This is a genomic window from Streptomyces sp. f51, assembly GCF_037940415.1.
Classification (GTDB): Bacteria; Actinomycetota; Actinomycetes; order Streptomycetales; family Streptomycetaceae; genus Streptomyces.
Map to the genome: position 1 here is coordinate 3190586 of NZ_CP149798.1, position 15462 is coordinate 3206047.

14 protein-coding genes are annotated in these 15462 nt (G+C 72.6%); 4 read left to right on the top strand and 10 right to left on the bottom strand.

The features are described from left to right. Positions 1-51 precede the first annotated feature (51 nt). Positions 52-1209 carry an acyl-CoA dehydrogenase family protein gene (locus WJM95_RS13925; RefSeq protein WP_339129991.1) on the bottom strand — a complete coding sequence of 386 codons (1158 nt, stop codon included), beginning with the start codon at positions 1207-1209 and terminating at the stop codon, positions 52-54. Between the two features lie 47 nt (positions 1210-1256). Next, on the bottom strand, positions 1257-2168 hold the full coding sequence (locus tag WJM95_RS13930; RefSeq protein ID WP_339129992.1) for an SDR family oxidoreductase: 912 nt from the start codon (positions 2166-2168) through the stop codon (positions 1257-1259). A 96-nt stretch (positions 2169-2264) separates the two neighbouring features. Here WJM95_RS13930 and WJM95_RS13935 point away from each other — a divergent pair, with 96 nt between their 5' ends. After that, on the top strand, positions 2265-3200 hold the full coding sequence (locus WJM95_RS13935) for a cyclase family protein (protein WP_339129993.1): 936 nt from the start codon (positions 2265-2267) through the stop codon (positions 3198-3200). 497 nt (positions 3201-3697) lie between these two features. On the opposite strand, the gene WJM95_RS13940 is transcribed toward WJM95_RS13935, so the two are convergent. The 4 genes from WJM95_RS13940 to WJM95_RS13955 all read right to left on the bottom strand — a co-directional run bounded on the left by WJM95_RS13940 (position 3698) and on the right by WJM95_RS13955 (position 8023). After that, positions 3698-4162 (bottom strand): ATP-binding protein, encoded by a 465-nt coding sequence (locus tag WJM95_RS13940; RefSeq protein ID WP_339129994.1) that lies wholly within the window; start codon positions 4160-4162, stop codon positions 3698-3700. Positions 4163-4641: 479 nt separating this feature from the next. Continuing rightward, complete coding sequence (locus tag WJM95_RS13945; protein WP_339135547.1) at positions 4642-5673, bottom strand: acyl-CoA dehydrogenase family protein; 1032 nt, start codon at positions 5671-5673, stop codon at positions 4642-4644. 8 nt (positions 5674-5681) lie between these two features. Next, positions 5682-6836 (bottom strand): acyl-CoA dehydrogenase, encoded by a 1155-nt coding sequence (locus WJM95_RS13950; protein WP_339129995.1) that lies wholly within the window; start codon positions 6834-6836, stop codon positions 5682-5684. After that, positions 6836-8023, bottom strand: a complete 1188-nt coding sequence (locus WJM95_RS13955; protein WP_339129996.1) for an amidohydrolase family protein — start codon at positions 8021-8023, stop codon at positions 6836-6838. The genes WJM95_RS13950 and WJM95_RS13955 overlap by 1 nt, the downstream gene beginning before the upstream one ends. A gap of 166 nt (positions 8024-8189) precedes the next feature. Here WJM95_RS13955 and WJM95_RS13960 point away from each other — a divergent pair, with 166 nt between their 5' ends. Continuing rightward, positions 8190-9722, top strand: coding sequence for an AMP-binding protein (locus WJM95_RS13960; RefSeq protein ID WP_339129997.1), 1533 nt, complete (start codon positions 8190-8192; stop codon positions 9720-9722). Between the two features lie 492 nt (positions 9723-10214). Here WJM95_RS13960 and WJM95_RS13965 read toward each other — a convergent pair whose 3' ends face one another. Next, positions 10215-10727 (bottom strand): EF-hand domain-containing protein, encoded by a 513-nt coding sequence (locus WJM95_RS13965; RefSeq protein WP_339129998.1) that lies wholly within the window; start codon positions 10725-10727, stop codon positions 10215-10217. Positions 10728-10878: 151 nt separating this feature from the next. Beyond that, positions 10879-11247: an STAS domain-containing protein gene (locus tag WJM95_RS13970; RefSeq protein WP_339135549.1), complete on the bottom strand. Its 369-nt coding sequence runs from the start codon at positions 11245-11247 to the stop codon at positions 10879-10881. Positions 11248-11681: 434 nt separating this feature from the next. On the opposite strand from WJM95_RS13970, the gene WJM95_RS13975 reads away from it, so the two are divergent. After that, positions 11682-12263 (top strand): sigma-70 family RNA polymerase sigma factor, encoded by a 582-nt coding sequence (locus tag WJM95_RS13975; RefSeq protein WP_339129999.1) that lies wholly within the window; start codon positions 11682-11684, stop codon positions 12261-12263. Between the two features lie 107 nt (positions 12264-12370). Then, on the top strand, positions 12371-13663 hold the full coding sequence (locus WJM95_RS13980) for a maleylpyruvate isomerase N-terminal domain-containing protein (protein WP_339135551.1): 1293 nt from the start codon (positions 12371-12373) through the stop codon (positions 13661-13663). 214 nt (positions 13664-13877) lie between these two features. Here WJM95_RS13980 and purU read toward each other — a convergent pair whose 3' ends face one another. Both purU and WJM95_RS13990 read right to left on the bottom strand, forming a co-directional pair. Further along, positions 13878-14762 (bottom strand): formyltetrahydrofolate deformylase, encoded by an 885-nt coding sequence (gene purU, locus WJM95_RS13985; protein ID WP_339130000.1) that lies wholly within the window; start codon positions 14760-14762, stop codon positions 13878-13880. A 110-nt stretch (positions 14763-14872) separates the two neighbouring features. Then, a complete protein-coding gene (locus tag WJM95_RS13990) occupies positions 14873-15373 on the bottom strand; it encodes a hypothetical protein (RefSeq protein ID WP_339130002.1) in 501 nt (166 codons plus the stop codon). Positions 15374-15462 lie beyond the last annotated feature (89 nt).

The window sequence follows — 15462 nt, forward strand, 5'->3', positions numbered from 1 at the left end:
CTCCCGGGCTGATTCGGTCCGTACCCGGCGGCCGCACGGTGCCGGGCCCGTTCACGGCCCTCCCCGGGGTTCCTTCGGCAGGCCGAGGGCCCGCTCGGCGACGATCGTGCGCTGGATCTCGTCCGAACCGCCGTAGATCGTGTCGGCCCGGCTGAACAGGAACAGGTGCTGGTCCGGGTCCAGTTCGTAGGGCCGCTCGGCCGACCAGTCCCCGGGGCCCACCGCCGAGGCGGATCCCCGTACCTGGACCGCCAGTTCACCGAGCCGCCGGTGCCATCCGCCCCACAGCAGCTTCGCCACGCTCGGCGCGCCCGGACCGCCCGGACTCCCCGAACCCCCCAGGGTGCGCAGCGCGTTCCACCGCATCACGCGCAACTCGGCCCAGAGGCGCACCAGTCGCTCCCGTACGACGGGATCCCCGGCCATTCCCGTCTCGACGGCCGTGCGCAGCACACGGCCCAACTCCTCGGCGAACCCGATCTGCTGGGCGAGGGTGGAGACCCCGCGCTCGAAGCCGAGCAGGCTCATGGCGACCCGCCAGCCGCCGCCCTCGCCCCCGACCACATGCCCGGCCTCCGCCACCGCACCGTCGAAGAACACCTCGTTGAACTCGCTCGTGCCCGTCAGCTGACGGATGGGGCGGACCTCGATCCGGCCGGGCTGGTCCATGGGGACGAGCAGGAAGGACAGTCCGTGGTGGCGGGTCGAGCCCGGCTCGGTGCGGGCGAGCACGAAGCACCAGTCCGCCTCCCCGGCGAGCGAGGTCCAGATCTTCTGTCCCGTGATCCGGTAGGACCCCTGCTCCCGTACGGCGGCCGTACGGACGCCGGCCAGGTCCGAGCCGGCGCCCGGTTCGCTGTAGCCCTGGCACCACAGTTCCTCGCCGCGGGCGATCGGGGGCAGGAAGCGGCGCTTGTGCTCCGGGCTCCCGTGCGCGATGAGCGTCGGCGCCAGCAGGTTCTCACCGATGTGCCCGGACCTGGCCGGCGCCTTCGAGCGGGCGTACTCCTCGGCCCACACCACCTGCCGGGTCAGGTCCGCGCGCCGGTTGCCGTACCCGTCCTCGGCCCAGCCGAGTCCGATCCAGCCGCCCGCGCCGAGTTCGCGCTCCCAGTCGCGGCGCGCGGGGGTGCCGGCCAGGTGCTGCTCCAGCCAGGCCCGTGCCTCGCGCCGGAAGAGTTCGTCCCGCGCACCGAATGCGAAGTCCACGCGCTCTCCTCCCGACCGGATCCGGGGCACCCCGGACCGGTCCACGGTCAGGCGTTGGGGCGCGCCTTGTCCGCCGCGGCCCGCGCCATCGCCTCCAGCCGCTCCAGCAGCGGCATCGGATCGACGCCGACGGTCCCGGGCAGGAAGTCGGCTATCTTCTCGGGGGTCCAGGCGCCCTCGGCGTAACCGGCGCGCAGTTCGCGCGGCTGCGCCCATACGGCGATCTTGGGTCCGGCGATCGTGTAGACCTGCCCGGTGATGCGTTCCTCGCGGGCCCGGTCGGAGAGCAGGTAGACCACGAGCGCGGCCACGTCCTCCGGTTCGCCGATCTCCTTCAGCTCCATCGGGACGTTCGCCGACATGCGCGTACGGGCGACGGGCGCGACGGCGTTCGCGGTGACCCCGTACTTGTGCAGCCCGAGGGCCGCGCTGCGCACCAGGGAGATGATCCCGCCCTTCGCCGCGCTGTAGTTGGCCTGCGCCACCGAGCCCTGGTGGTTGCCGCTGGTGAAGCCGATCAGCGTGCCCGAGCCCTGGGCCCGCATCACCGCGGAGGCGGCCCTGAACAGGGTGAACGTGCCCTTGAGATGGGTGGCGACGACCGGGTCCCACTCCTGCTCGGACATGTTGAAGAGCATCCGCTCGCGCAGGATTCCGGCCACGCACACCACACCGTCGATGCGCCCGTACGACGCGAGCGCGGTGTCGACGACCCGCTGCCCGCCCGCCATCGTCGAGATGTCGTCGGCCACCGCGACCGCCTCGCCGCCGGCGGCCTCGATCTCCTTGACGACGGCGTCCGCGACCGAACTCGTGGGCTCGGCGCCCTCGATGGAGACGCCGTAGTCGTTGACGACGACGCGGGCGCCCTCGGCGGCGGCGGCGAGCGCGACCGCCCGGCCTATCCCCCGGCCCGCACCCGTGACGGCGACGGTCTTGCCCGCAAGGAAGTTCCCCATGCCCGGCCCCTTCCCGCAGTTTCTGACGGTCCGTTAGATTCAACTCGGATTCTACGACCCGCCGGATACCTGGAGACAAGCCCCCGGGGAGGACTCATGTCGCGGCCGCCGCTTCATCCGGAGTTCCACGAGATCGCCAAGCGCGTCAACAACTGGGGGCGCTGGGGGGACGACGACGAGATCGGAACGCTGAACCTCATCACCGACGAGGTGGTGCGGGAGGCCGCGGGGACCGTGAGGACCGGGCGCCGCGTTCCGCTCGCCCTGCCGCTCCAGCAGGACGGGGTGCAGACCGGGATGATCCCGGGGCGGGTCAATCCGCTGCACGCGATGGTGCAGATCAACCAGGAGATCTTCGGCCCCGGCACGGTGGCGTGCAGCGACGACGCCGTGACCATGGGCCTCCAGGCGGCCACGCACTGGGACGCGCTGCCCCACGTCTCGCACTCCGGCCGGCTCTACAACGGGCGCCCGGCCTCCACCGTCACCCCGCACGGCGGAGCCGAGTTCGGCGGGATCGACAAGCCGCGGCACATCGTCTCGCGCGGTGTCCTGCTCGACGTGGCACGCGCGCGAGGCGAACACCGGCTGGCCGGCGGGCACGCCGTCACCCCCGAAGACCTGGAGGCGGCGGAGGAGTTGGCGGGGACGCGGGTGCGGGCGGGCGACATCGTGCTCGTACGGACCGGGCAGATCCAGGTGTATCTGGCGGGCGACAAGCACGGGTACGGGTATCCGTCGCCGGGTCTTTCGGTGCGCACGCCCGAGTGGTTCCACGCGCGCGATGTCGCGGCGGTCGCCAACGACACCCTGACCTTCGAGATCTTCCCGCCCGAGATCGAGGACCTGTGGCTGCCCGTGCACGCGCTCGACCTGGTCGAGATGGGGATGCTGCAAGGCCAGAACTGGAATCTCGAAGAGTTGTCCACAGCCTGTGGACAAGAAGAGCGATACGCCTTCCTGCTGTCGGCGATGCCGGAACCCTTCGTCGGCGGCACCGGCACACCGGTGGCGCCCGTGGCGATCCTCTGACGGCCCGTCCACCGGGGGCGGCCCGCGGACCCGGCCCGGCGAGGGGCGGTCGGCGGCGCGCCTCCCCCACTCTCGACTGCGCCCGGCCGGAAGGTCCCCACCTCTCGCCGGGCACGGCATCACGCGCCACCAACCGTCTCCGGCGTACCCGCCCTGCCCCCCCTGGCCGCGGGGGAGCCGACGCCGAATCGCGACCCGCACTCGCCGAGGGCTCCCGTCACCGGAGCCCCCGCCGTCCCCTCGCGGCGAATCGCTGAACACAAGCGTGATCAAACGGACACGCCACGTCAACACCCGATCGGGGATTTACGGTGTTCCACCCTATTTGAGACCGCGCGTACGGAAGCACGACCCGGCGCATTCGGCCACCACGGCGGCCGTGTACAGCGCTTTCGTGCATACATGCACAAAACGCGAGACGGGGGCAGGGGAACGCGATCGCCTCGGCGGCCCTGGCCGCCGTGCGGCAACCAGGGAGGCCGGCCGGACCGGCCGCGTCAGACAGCCTCGTAGGCGAACCCGCCGTACGCGCCGTACGGGGAGTCCTGCGCCGCGCCCGAGGCGCAGCGGTCGAGTTCGCACCAGATGCGCTTGCCGGCACCCTCGGGGCTCCAGCCCCAGCGGTCCGCGAGTCCGTCGACCAGTTCCAGGCCGCGGCCGTTGGTCTCGTCGCCGTCCGCGTGCCGGGGCATCGGCGGCCGGGCGCTGGAGTCGGCGACCTCCAGGCGCACGGTGGCGGCCCCCGTGCCGCCGCCCGGCAGGCACAGGCGCAGCACGGCCGGACACCCGGTGTGCACCACGGCGTTGGTGACAAGTTCGGAGACGAGCAGGATCAGCGTCTCGGCGAGTGGTTCATCGGCGTCTATCCCGGACCCCGCGAGCCTCGAACGGGCCCAGCGCCGGGCTCGCCCCACCTCTGCGGGGTCGGGCCGGATCTCCAGCTGCACTTGAAGCACCTGCACCGCTCACACCATCCGAACCGGCGGACACATCGCCTCGCGCCTCACAAGGGCCACGATCGTAGCCATTTTCTGCATGGCCAGAACAAGGATCACGGAACGTGATTCCCTTGCGAGACAGCATGGTTGACGTACAGTCACCCCAACAAGCGCTTCGGGCATATTCCAGCGCGAAGGAGTACGCGTGCGGCATACTGTGCGACGCTCGCCACGGGGAGTCGAACAGGCAGGTGCGGGGGTCCGCCCTGCCGTACGAGCGGCGCGCATCGCCGGGTTCGGCGCGGCCTCGGGGGCAACACCGGGATGGCTCAGCCTCAGAACCACTCGCATCCCACACAAGGTACCGGAGCACGGCGCCGACTCCAGGCCGTGACAAGTCACGCCTAGGACACAACCAGGTCTCAACGCTCCGTGATCCTGTTCTGCCACGATCCGCGACATCCGTCCGCGTTCCTCCCGCGGCGCCCCAGGACAGCGGCCCTCTACACCGTCCGGGCCACCAGATCGTCCGCCAGCTCCTCCTCGCTCTGTGTGACGCCGCCTGCGCGGTGTGTGCGGACCCATGCCCTCTTGAGATGCAGATGGACGTCGGACTCCCAGGTGAAGCCCATGCCGCCGTGGACCTGGAGACAGTCGCGGGCGCCGCGCACGGCGGCCTCGTCGGCGAGCACACGGGCCGCCGCGATGTCCGCCGGGTCGGCGGTGACCGAGGCCGCGTAGACGGCCGCACGGGCCGTCTCGACCCGCGCGAGCATGTCGGCGCACAGATGCTGCACCGCCTGGAAGGCCCCGACCGGCCGCCCGAACTGCTCGCGCGTCCGGGCGTGTTGCACGGCGCTCTCGCAGGTCCGGGAGGCGCTGCCGAGCTGTTCGGCCGCGGTGAGCAGCGAGGCGACCAGCCGGTCGGGCGTACGTGCCGCCCGGAGCGCCCCGCCCGCGGACCGGCCGTCGGCGCCCGCGGGCAGCCGGTGCAGGGGGGTCAGCGGGTCCACCGAGGCCAGCCGTACGGCGCCGGTGGCGTCGCCCCGGACGACATCGGCCTCGTCCAGCCACTCCACGAGGCCCCCGCAGGCGAGCCCCCGTGCGGCAGCTCCCCCTCCGGCAGCTCCCCCTTCGGTGAGGCACTCCTCGGCACGCCCCCCTTCGGCGAGCCACCCGTCGGCCGACGTCACGACCACCTCTCCGCCCGCCGCGCCGGGCACGACGCCCGCGGCGAGATGGGTGGCGACGAGCGGGCCGGGCAGCAGGACCCGCCCCGCCTCCTCGAAGGCCAGCACGGCCTCCGGGAGGCCCAGCCCGACACCGCCCTCGGACTCGGGCAGCCGCAGCGCGAAGAACCCGGCCGCGCCCAGCTCGCGCCACAGCCCCCGGTCGAGCACGCGCCCGCCCCCGGGAGGCCTCCCCTCCGCCCGGTCCACGGCCGCGCGCAGCTCCTCCCGCCCGAAGCGGCCCTCCAGCAGTGCGCGTACGCCCTGGCGCAGGGCCCGTTGGTCGTCCGTGAGCCGGAAGTCCACTGTGCAGCTCATCTCCCCCTGGGAAGGCCGAGGATCCGCTCGGCCACGATGTTCCGCTGGATCTGCGAGGTGCCCGCGGCGATCGTGTACGACAGGGACGACAGCCGGTCCAGGCTCCATTCCCGGCCCAGGTCGAGGGACTCGGGACCGAGGACCTCCGCGGCGGCGTCGAACAGCTCCTGACGGGCGTGCGAATAGCGCAGCTTGAAGACCGAACCGCCGACGCCGGGCACGCCCCCGGTGCTCTGCGCCTCGCTGACGTTCCACTGGGTGAGCCGCCACAGCGCGCGGAACTCGGCGTTCAGCCTGCCGAGACGGCGGCGCAGGACGGCGTCGTCCCAGCGGCCGTTCTTCCGTGCCTCGCGCGCGACCTCGGACAGGACGCGGCGGCAGGCGACCACCTCGCCGACGAAGGCGGTGCCGCGCTCGTAGGAGAGCGTCACCATGGTCACACGCCAGCCGTCGTTCTCGGCCCCGACCCGGTTGGCGGCCGGGACGCGCACCTCGTCGAGGAAGACCTCCGCGAACTCGGTGGAGCCCGCGAGCGTGCGCAGCGGGCGGACGGTGATCCCGGGCGCGTCCATGGGCATCGCGAGCCAGGTGATGCCCCGGTGCTTGGGCGCGTCCGGGTCGGTGCGCACCAGCAGTTCGCACCAGTCGGCCACCTCGGCGTGGGAGGTCCAGATCTTGGACCCGCTCACCACGTAGTCGTCGCCGTCGCGCCACGCGCGCGTGCGCAGCGCCGCGAGGTCGGATCCGGCGCCGGGTTCGCTGAAGCCCTGGCACCAGACCTCCTCTCCGCGCAGCACGGGCGGCAGCCAGCGCGCCCGCTGCTCCGCGCTCCCCTCGGAGGCGATGGTCGGCCCGGCGTGCAGCAGTCCGACGAAGTTGGCCCCCACGTAGGGGGCGCCCGCCTTCTCGGTCTCCTCCAGGTAGATGAGGTGCTGGGTGGGCGTGGCACCCCGGCCGCCGGCGTCGACGGGCCAGTGCAGGCCCGCGTACCCGGCGTCGTACAGCATCCGCTGCCAGCCGAGGTCGTACGCGCGCCGGGCGGGCCAGTCGTGCGGGGAGGGCTTCGGCGGCAGCGCCGGAAGGACCCCGGCGAGCCAGGCCCGCAGGCGCGCGCGGAACTCCTCCTCCTCGGGCGTGTACGTCAGGTCCACTACAGGTCCAGGTCGAGCATGCGGATGGCGTTGCCCCGCATCAGCTTGTGCACCGTCTCGTCGTCGAGGCCCTTCACATGGTCGAGGGCGACCTCCTTGGTGTGCGGGAAGGTCGAGTCGACGTGCGGGTAGTCGGTCTCGAAGGTGGCGTTGTCGCGGCCCACCACGTCCAGGGACGCCACCCCGTGCTTGTCGCGGAAGAAGCAGCAGAAGATCTGCCGGTAGTAGTACGTCGACGGGGGCTCCGGGATCAGGTCCCTGACCCCGCCCCAGGCGCGGTGCTCGGACCAGACGTCGTCGGCCCGCTCCAGGGCGTACGGGATCCAGCCCATCTGGCCCTCGGAGTAGGCGAGTTTGAGGCGCGGGAACTTGACCAGGACGCCGCTGAACAGGAAGTCCATCATCGAGGCCATGGCGTTGTTGAAGGACAGCGAGGCCTGGACGGCGGGGGGTGCGTCGGGGGACGCGGCGGGCATCTGGGAGGACGAGCCGATGTGCATGTTCACGACCGTGCCGGTCTCCTGGCAGACCGCGAAGAACGGGTCCCAGTAACCGGAGTGGATGGAGGGCAGGCCCAGATGGGTGGGGATCTCGGAGAAGGTGACGGCCCTGACGCCCCGGGCCGCGTTGCGGCGGATCTCGGCGACCGCGAGAGCGATGTCCCACAGCGGGATCAGGCACAACGGGATCAGCCGGCCGCCGCTGTCCCCGCACCACTCCTCGACCATCCAGTCGTTGTAGGCCCGCACGCAGGCCAGGGCGACCTCCTTGTCGTGGGCCTCGGCGAAGGTCTGGCCGCAGAAGCGCGGGAAGGTGGGGAAGCAGAGGCTGGCCTCGACGTGGTTGAGGTCCATGTCCTTGAGCCGTTCGGCGGGGTCCCAGCAGCCGCGCCGCATCTCCGCGCGGGTGATGCCCTCCAGCGTCATCTGGTCACGGTCGAAGCCGACGGCGGCGATGTTGCGCTTGTACGGGAACCTGAGGTCCTCGTAGACCCACCAGTCGGTCGGCGGGCCGTCCGGGTCCATGGTGATGCGGTACTTGCCCCCGACGTAGGCGAGTTCACCGATCCCCGCGGTCAGCGGCTTCGGTCCCCGGTCGTGGTACTTGCGCGGCAGCCAGGTCTCGAAGAGGTGCGCCGGTTCGATCACATGGTCGTCGACGCTGATGATGAGCGGCAGTTCGGTCATGGTCCCCTCCGCCTGGCGTACGTTTCTGATGACCCGTCAGATTCATCTGCACAAGCAGGCTAGCCCCGCGCCTATGGACCGACAAGGCGCCGAGCCCTACGCTCTGCCCACGATCTGACTACCCGTCAGTTACAGGGAGCCGAGGGAACCGTCCCGGGGGGCCGACGTGAACGACACCGCACACACCCTGAGTTCCGCGCGCACGCTGTGGGAACTGGTCGACCGCCGGGCCCGCCTCACCCCCGACCGGCCCGTCCTGCTCCAGGAGGACCGCTCCCTGACCTTCGGCGGGCTGCGCGACCGCGCCGAGCGGGTGGCGGCGGGCCTCCACGAGCGGGGCGTGCGCCCCGGCACCGTGGTCGCCTGGCAGCTGCCCACCCGGATCGAGACCGCCGTGCTGTCCTTCGCGCTGGCCCGCGTCGGCGCCGTGCAGTCGCCGGTCATCCCCTTCTACCGCGACCGCGAGGTCGGCTTCGCGCTGCGGGAGTCGAAGGCCGAGTACTTCGCCGTGCCGGGCGAGTGGCGCGGCTTCGACCACACCGCGATGGCGCACCGGCTCGGCGCGAGGAACGTCTTCGAGGCGTACGAGGAGCTGCCCGAGGGCGACCCCGCCGTCCTGCCCGCCCCGCCCTCCGACGGCACCTCCGTCCGCTGGATCTACTGGACCTCGGGCACCACCTCCGACCCCAAGGGCGTGCTGCACACGGACCGTTCACTGATCGCGGGCGGCTCCTGCCTGGCCCACGCCCTGCGGCTGTCCGGGGACGACGTGGGCTCGATGGCCTTCCCGTACGCGCACATCGCCGGGCCCGACTACACCGTGATGCTGCTGCTCTACGGCTTCCCGGCGGTGATGTTCGAGCACTTCGCGCTGCCGGACGCGCTCGCGGAGTACCGCAGGCACGGGGTGACGGTGGCGGGCGGGTCGACGGCGTTCTACTCGATGTTCCTGGCCGAACAGCGCAAGCGGCCCGGGGAGCCGGTGATCCCCACGCTGCGGCTGCTCGCGGGCGGCGGGGCCCCGAAACCGCCCGAGGTCTATCACTCGGTCGTCCGCGAGATGGGCGTGCAGCTCACCCACGGGTACGGGATGACCGAGGTCCCGATGATCACGATGGGCGCGCCGGACGACACCGCCGAGAACCTGGCCACCACGGAGGGCAGGCCCCCCGAGGGCATGGAGATACGGATCGTGGACGCGGCGGGCGCTTCCCTGCCGGCCGGTGCGGACGGGGACGTACGGCTCCGGGGGGAGGCCGTGTGCCAGGGGTACCTGGACCCGGCGCAGACCGCGGAGGCGTTCGACGGGGACGGGTTCCTGATCACCGGGGACGTGGGGCATCTGACCGGCGGCGGCCATCTCGTCCTCACCGGCCGGGTGAAGGACATCATCATCCGCAAGGGCGAGAACATCTCGGCCAAGGAGATCGAGGACCTGCTGCACGGGCACCCGGCCGTCGGCGACGCCGCCGTGATCGGGCTGCCCGACGCCGAGCGCGGGGAGCGCGTCTGCGCGGTGGTGGAACAGCCGCCGGGGGCGCCGGAGCTGACGCTGGCCGCGGTGACGTCCTATCTGCGTGGGGAAGGCCTGTCCGTGCACAAGCTGCCGGAGCGCCTGGAGGTCGTGGACGCCCTCCCCCGCAACGAAACCCTGCGCAAGGTACTCAAGTACCGGCTCAGGGAACGCTTCTCCGACTGATCCCCGGCCGGGGGCCGGGGCGGCCGGGGAGGGGCCGGCGTGGCCGGGAGGGACCGGGGTGGCCGGGAGGGACCGGGGTGGGCGGGCCGGTCCAGCGCTGCCGGGCGTGACCGGGCGAGGCCCGGCGTGGCCGCGTGGGGTCCGCCGTGGCCGGGCGGGGGCCGGCATGGCCGGGCGGGGGCCGGCATGGCCGGGCGGGGGCCGGCATGGCCGGGCGGGGGCCGGCATGGCCGGGCGGGGGCCGGCGGGCCGAGGGCCGGGCGGGTCGGGGGCTGGCGTGGCCGAGGGCCGGGCGGGTCGGGGGCTGGCTTGGTCTGGCATGGCCGGGGCCGGCGTGGCCGAGAGCCGACGCGGCCGAGGGCCGACGTGGCCGAGGGCCGGGCGGGTCGGGGCGGGCCGATCCCGCCGGGCGGACCGGCCGATGGGGGCGGGCCGGATGCTCCGGGCGGTCCGGGTGGCCTCGGCGGTCCGGCCCCGACGGGGACGGGTCCGCTATTCCGGGACGGTGAAGTAGCGGGCGAAGGCCGTCACGATCTCTGTTTCGCCCACGCGTCCGTCGGCGTCCGTGTCCAGGGCGCCGGCCACGGTGGCGGCGAGGGTCTCGCCCACTCCGAGCGCCCTGAGGACGCGGGTGGTCTCCCCGACCGTGGCCGCGCCGTCCCCGTCGGTGTCCGCCACGGCGAGGGCCGCGTGCAGGAACGGGCGGGCGATCTCGGCGAACCGCTCGGGGTTGTCGCGCAGCCGCTTCACGGCACCGCTCACGAACTCCTCGCGCGTGATCCGCTGGTCGCCGTCCCGGTCCGCTATCCCGGCCATGCCCTGCCAGAACGCCTCGGCACCGACGTAGAGGGCCTGGCCCTTGTCCGACCGGGCCGTCGTGCCGAACTCGGCGAGCACGGCCTTGGCCGCGGCGCTGAAGTCCTCCCGGTCGATGTAGCCGTTGCCGTCCTGGTCGAAGCCGGCGAACCGGGCGGCGATCCTGCGCTCGTACTCGGAACTGACCATGGGTGTTCGGACCGCCTCACTTCTCAGCCGGCCTCCGCCGGACTGCGTTCATCTGGCACGGAGCGTACGACGCCCGAACCGTCCGGGGTGCCGGAAAGCGACGGTTGTCCCACGACCGGGAGAATTCCCGGACAACGGCGCCGCCGTGCCGTCAGGCCGACAGCGGGCGGGACTCCTCGTCCCTGGCGGCGTCGACGTCGGGGTAGACGTCGAAGAGCCGGCGCACCCCGAGGGCCCCGAGGACACGGTTCACATGGGAGCCGTCGGCCGCGCCCCTGGCGGGCAGGATCAGCCGCAGGCGCCCGCGGCAGGAGCGCATGAGGCGGCGGACGGCGATCAGGACGCCGACACCGCTGGAGTCGCAGAACACGACCTCGGACAGATCCAGGACGATGCCGTGCCGGCCCGCGGCCACCACGTCGTGCACGCTCTGGCGCAGCGCCGGGGACGTGACGAGGTCGAGTTCACCCGACACCCGCAGCACGGTCCACTCGTCCACGCCGCTCTCGCCGTCGGCCACGTCGGTCACGTGGGTCACCTTGAGCGTCACCGCCACGCCTCTCGCTCGCCTCGCCCAGCAGAAACGGAAGCACTCCGTACGCTTCCTTCCAGCGCGGCTGCCCCGCCGTAGTTCCATGAAACACGGAACGCGCCAGGAAGAAACGCCTGTCTACGGTCGAAAAAGCTCCACGATGGTTCTCTTTCGGTCGCATACGGCCAGCAGCGGTCAGGCTCAGGGGTGGAAGCGGCGCGCTTTTACCATCTGCGGCCCGCCAAGGGGCGCACATTGACGCAAAGGGGCGTGCGCTGCCGGACGTGCCGACTACATTCAAGACAGCGGTTGCGCACAGGCTGGACGACGGCACCGCGGAAGCGGACAGAGGCAGGGGACACGGCCGGCACAGCGGCCGGAGGCAAGGACAGGCGCCGGGCACGACCAGGTGAGGGGGCCGCATGGCGACGCAGGACGCACCGCCCCGCTGGGACCGCAGGATGCAGCAGCGGCTCTCGCGCGGTGAGGCGGCCGCGCTCGGCGAGCTCTACGACCGTTTCGCCTCGCTCGTGCACGGTCTCGCCCATCGCGTGCTCGGGGACGAACGGGCCGCCGACGGGATCACCCGCGAGGTCTTCACCCACGTCTGGGAGAACCCCGACGCCTACGACCCCAAGCAGGGGCCGCTGCGTTCCTGGGTCGCCACGCTGACCCACCGCCTGGCCGTGCAGCGCCTGCGCGCCACCGAGACCGCCGCGCTCGCCCAGGGCGGCGACGGCACCGCCGAGGAACTGGAGCGCAAGGTGCGCAGCGCGTCCGTCGCCGCCCGCGCGGACTACATCGTCACGTCCATGCCCACTCCGCTGCGGACCGCACTGGAACTGGCGTATTTCCAGCGCCGTGACTACCGCCAGGCGGCCGCCGATCTCGGCGTCACCGAGGACGAGGCCCGCCGCCGGCTCCGCCTCGGCCTCCAGCTGCTGTCCACCGCCCACGACGCCGGGCCCTCCGGCGCGCCACCGGAACCCGGGGGTGCGCGGTGAGCGGGGAATCCGGCCGGTTCACGTCGTCCGACGACGAGGAGGGGCGCGAGAACGGCCACGAGGGCGTGCACGGGAACATGGACGAGAACGAGGACGGGCACAGCGGGATGCGTGAGGACGGGCACGGGGACGCGGGCGGCGCGGACGCCGGACCACGGCCGGGCGGGCCGCCCCGCATACCGCCGCCGCGCGCCTCCGTGGAGGACACCGGACTGCCGCTGCCCGAACCGGCCGCCGCGCCGGGGCCGGCGCCGCTGGTCCTCGAACACCGGGTCCTGAAGTCGCTGCTGGGCGCGTGGGCGCTGGCCGCCTGCTCGGCCGACGAGACGGCCGCCGTCGAGGAACACCTGGGGCACTGCGGCTCCTGCGCGGAAGAGGCGCTGCGGCTGCGCGAGGCCGTCGGGCTGCTGCACCCGGCGGAGAGCCTCGATCTGGACCCGACGCTGCGCACCCGTGTCCTGACGAGCTGCCTCGACCGGCGCCCGCCGCGCATCCCGGTCCCCGGGTGGGCCGCTCCGTACGACGCGGAGACCGCCCGGCTCGACGCCCTGCTCCAGGACATCGGCGGCTCCGAATGGCACGCGCCCGTGCGGCTGCGCTGGTTCGAGGGCGACGCGCCCGTGAGCCGCCGCACGACGGTCGCCGGGGTCATCGCCCATCTGCTGAGCGTCGACGGGCTGGTCGCCGTCGCGCTGGGCCTGGACGACCCGCTCGGCGGGACCGGCGCGCGGGAACCGACACCGCAGGACCGCACCGAGGCGTACTGGCGCTCCACGCGCGTCCCGCACACCCGGTCCGTGCGCGGGCCCTGGCGGGAACAGAGCCACGACCTCGTGCGGACGGTGTCGTTCGTGGAGGAGGGCGCACCGGCCGCGGGCGGGGTCGCGGGCGGGGAGGCCTCCGGGCGGCTCACCGTGCCCTACGGCGGATTCGACCTGCCGCTCAGCGACTCGATGCTGGACCGGGCCTTCGAGTGCTGGGTGCACGCGGGGGACATCGCCGACGCGGTGGACTACCCGTACGAACCCCCGGCTCCCCGGCATCTGCACCGGATGATCGACCTGGCCGCGCGGATGCTGCCCGTCGCGCTCGCCGAGCGGCGCCGGGCCGGGCTCGCGGACCGGTCGGTCCGGCACCTCGTCGCCGCGGGCACCCCGGGGCGCAGTCTGCGCCTGGAGATCGAGGGCTCGGGGGGCGGCGAGTGGCTCATCCCGCTCGACTCGCCCGGCGCGGTGGGCTCCGCCGACCACGAGGTGGCCCATGTCGCGCTGGACGGGGTGGAGTTCTGCCGCCTGGCCGCGGGCCATGTGTCCCCGGAGGAGGCGGCCGCCGGACAGGACGGCGACCGCGAGGTCATCAGGGACGTCCTGTTCGCGGCCGCGTCACTGAGCCGGATGTGATCCGGGTCCCCGGCCGGCCGGGGACCCGAGGGCCCGGCCGCCGCTGAGGAAGCAGAGGCCCGAACGTCCGGCCAGACGGTCAGGGGCAGAGGCCCGGCGGTCCGGACGGCCGGTCGGACGCAAAGGGTCAGCGCCCGGCGCTCCGGACGCCCGGCGCTCCGGACGGTCGGCGGTCCGAGCGTCCGGTCAGGCGTGCGGAGTCGGCGGTCGGCCGTCAGGCGAAGACGACCGTGCGGCGGCCGTTCAGCAGGATGCGGTGCTCCGCGTGCCACTTCACCGCGCGGGCCAGCGCCTGGCACTCCACGTCACGGCCGATGGCCACCAGCTGGTCGGGGGTGACGTCGTGGCCGACCCGCTCGACCTCCTGCTCGATGATCGGGCCCTCGTCGAGGTCGGCGGTCACGTAGTGCGCCGTCGCCCCGATGAGCTTGACCCCGCGGGCGTGCGCCTGGTGGTAGGGCTTGGCGCCCTTGAAGCTCGGCAGGAAGGAGTGGTGGATGTTGATGATCCGGCCGCTGAGCTGCTTGCACAGGTCGTCCGAGAGGACCTGCATGTAGCGGGCGAGGACGACCAGCTCGACGCCCTTCTCCCGCACCAGCTCCAGCAGCTGCGCCTCGGCCTCGGCCTTCGTGTCCTTCGTCACCGCGATGTGGTGGAAGGGAACGTCGTAGGACCCCACCAGCTCGGCGAAGTCCGTGTGGTTGGAGACCACGGCGGCGATGTCGACGGGCAGCGCGCCGATCCGTGTCCGGAAGAGCAGGTCGTTCAGGCAGTGGCCGAACCTGCTGACCATGAGGACGACCCGCATGCGGTCCTCGGCCCGGTGGATCTGCCAGTCCATGTGGAAGGCGTCGCCGATCGCCGTGAAACTCGCCCGCAGTTTCTCCACGGTCACCGGCGACTCCGCCGAGAAGTGGACGCGCATGAAGAACAGACCCGTGTCCTGGTCGCCGAACTGCTGGCTGTCCACGATGTTGCAGCCGGTCATGAACAAGTAGCTGGACACGGCGTGCACGATGCCCTGCTTGTCGGGGCAGGACAGCGTCAGGACGTACTGCTCGGCGGCGGGCGCGGTCCCGCGGACGGACGGCTCATTCATGCGGGACAGGGTTTCACACCGGGCGCCCGCGCAGGAGTGCCGTCCCGCCACCCGGACGCCTCCGGGCGCGCCCGACGGCCGCCGGACCAGGGCCGACGGCGGTACTGCGGCTAGGCGGACCGCGTCATGATGCGCAGGACTTCCAGCGTGCGCGGAGGCGTGTCCGGGTCCTCGCCGTCGCTCGACGCCATCCGTACGTGCGCGGCACGCGCGGCCTGGAGGGCGTCGGGCCACGCCTGGTGGTCGAGATAGGCGGAGACCGGCGCGTCGGGACCGACCTGGTGCATGATCCGCAGGACCCGCAGGACGGCGCTGTCCACGAGGGCGGCCTCCTGGGAGTCCCGGAAGATCGTGCCGACGTATTTCTCGGCCGACCAGTTGTCCAGCCAGGTGTCCTCCACCAGGCGGTACACGGCGTCCGTGACGTCGCCGTACCCGTCGACGCCGGCGAGCCAGACGTCTCTCTGGAACACGGGGTCGGAAAGCATGTGCAGCGCGGAACGCACATTGCTGCGCCAGCGCCACCACGGCATGTCGTTCAGTGGCATGCCGCCCATGGTGGATGAGCGACGGCCGCGACGGGAAGAGTTCTCCGAGTCTTGCACGGTCACCGATCGTACGTTCCCTGTGAAAAACAGTTCATCGACCCCTGCAATTCACCTCTGCGTCACCCGGTGTCGACCGGTGGTCACACAAGGGT

What these genes read in the sequence shown, in the direction of transcription:
- WJM95_RS13930 (WP_339129992.1), bottom strand. Translation starts at nt 2,168, where the DNA reads ATGGGGAACTTCCTTGCGGGCAAGACCGTCGCCGTCACGGGTGCGGGC.
- WJM95_RS13935 (WP_339129993.1), top strand. Translation starts at nt 2,265, where the DNA reads ATGTCGCGGCCGCCGCTTCATCCGGAGTTCCACGAGATCGCCAAGCGC.
- WJM95_RS13955 (WP_339129996.1), bottom strand. Translation starts at nt 8,023, where the DNA reads ATGACCGAACTGCCGCTCATCATCAGCGTCGACGACCATGTGATCGAA.
- WJM95_RS13965 (WP_339129998.1), bottom strand. Translation starts at nt 10,727, where the DNA reads ATGGTCAGTTCCGAGTACGAGCGCAGGATCGCCGCCCGGTTCGCCGGC.
- WJM95_RS13975 (WP_339129999.1), top strand. Translation starts at nt 11,682, where the DNA reads ATGGCGACGCAGGACGCACCGCCCCGCTGGGACCGCAGGATGCAGCAG.
- WJM95_RS13980 (WP_339135551.1), top strand. Translation starts at nt 12,371, where the DNA reads ATGCGTGAGGACGGGCACGGGGACGCGGGCGGCGCGGACGCCGGACCA.
- purU (WP_339130000.1), bottom strand. Translation starts at nt 14,762, where the DNA reads ATGAATGAGCCGTCCGTCCGCGGGACCGCGCCCGCCGCCGAGCAGTAC.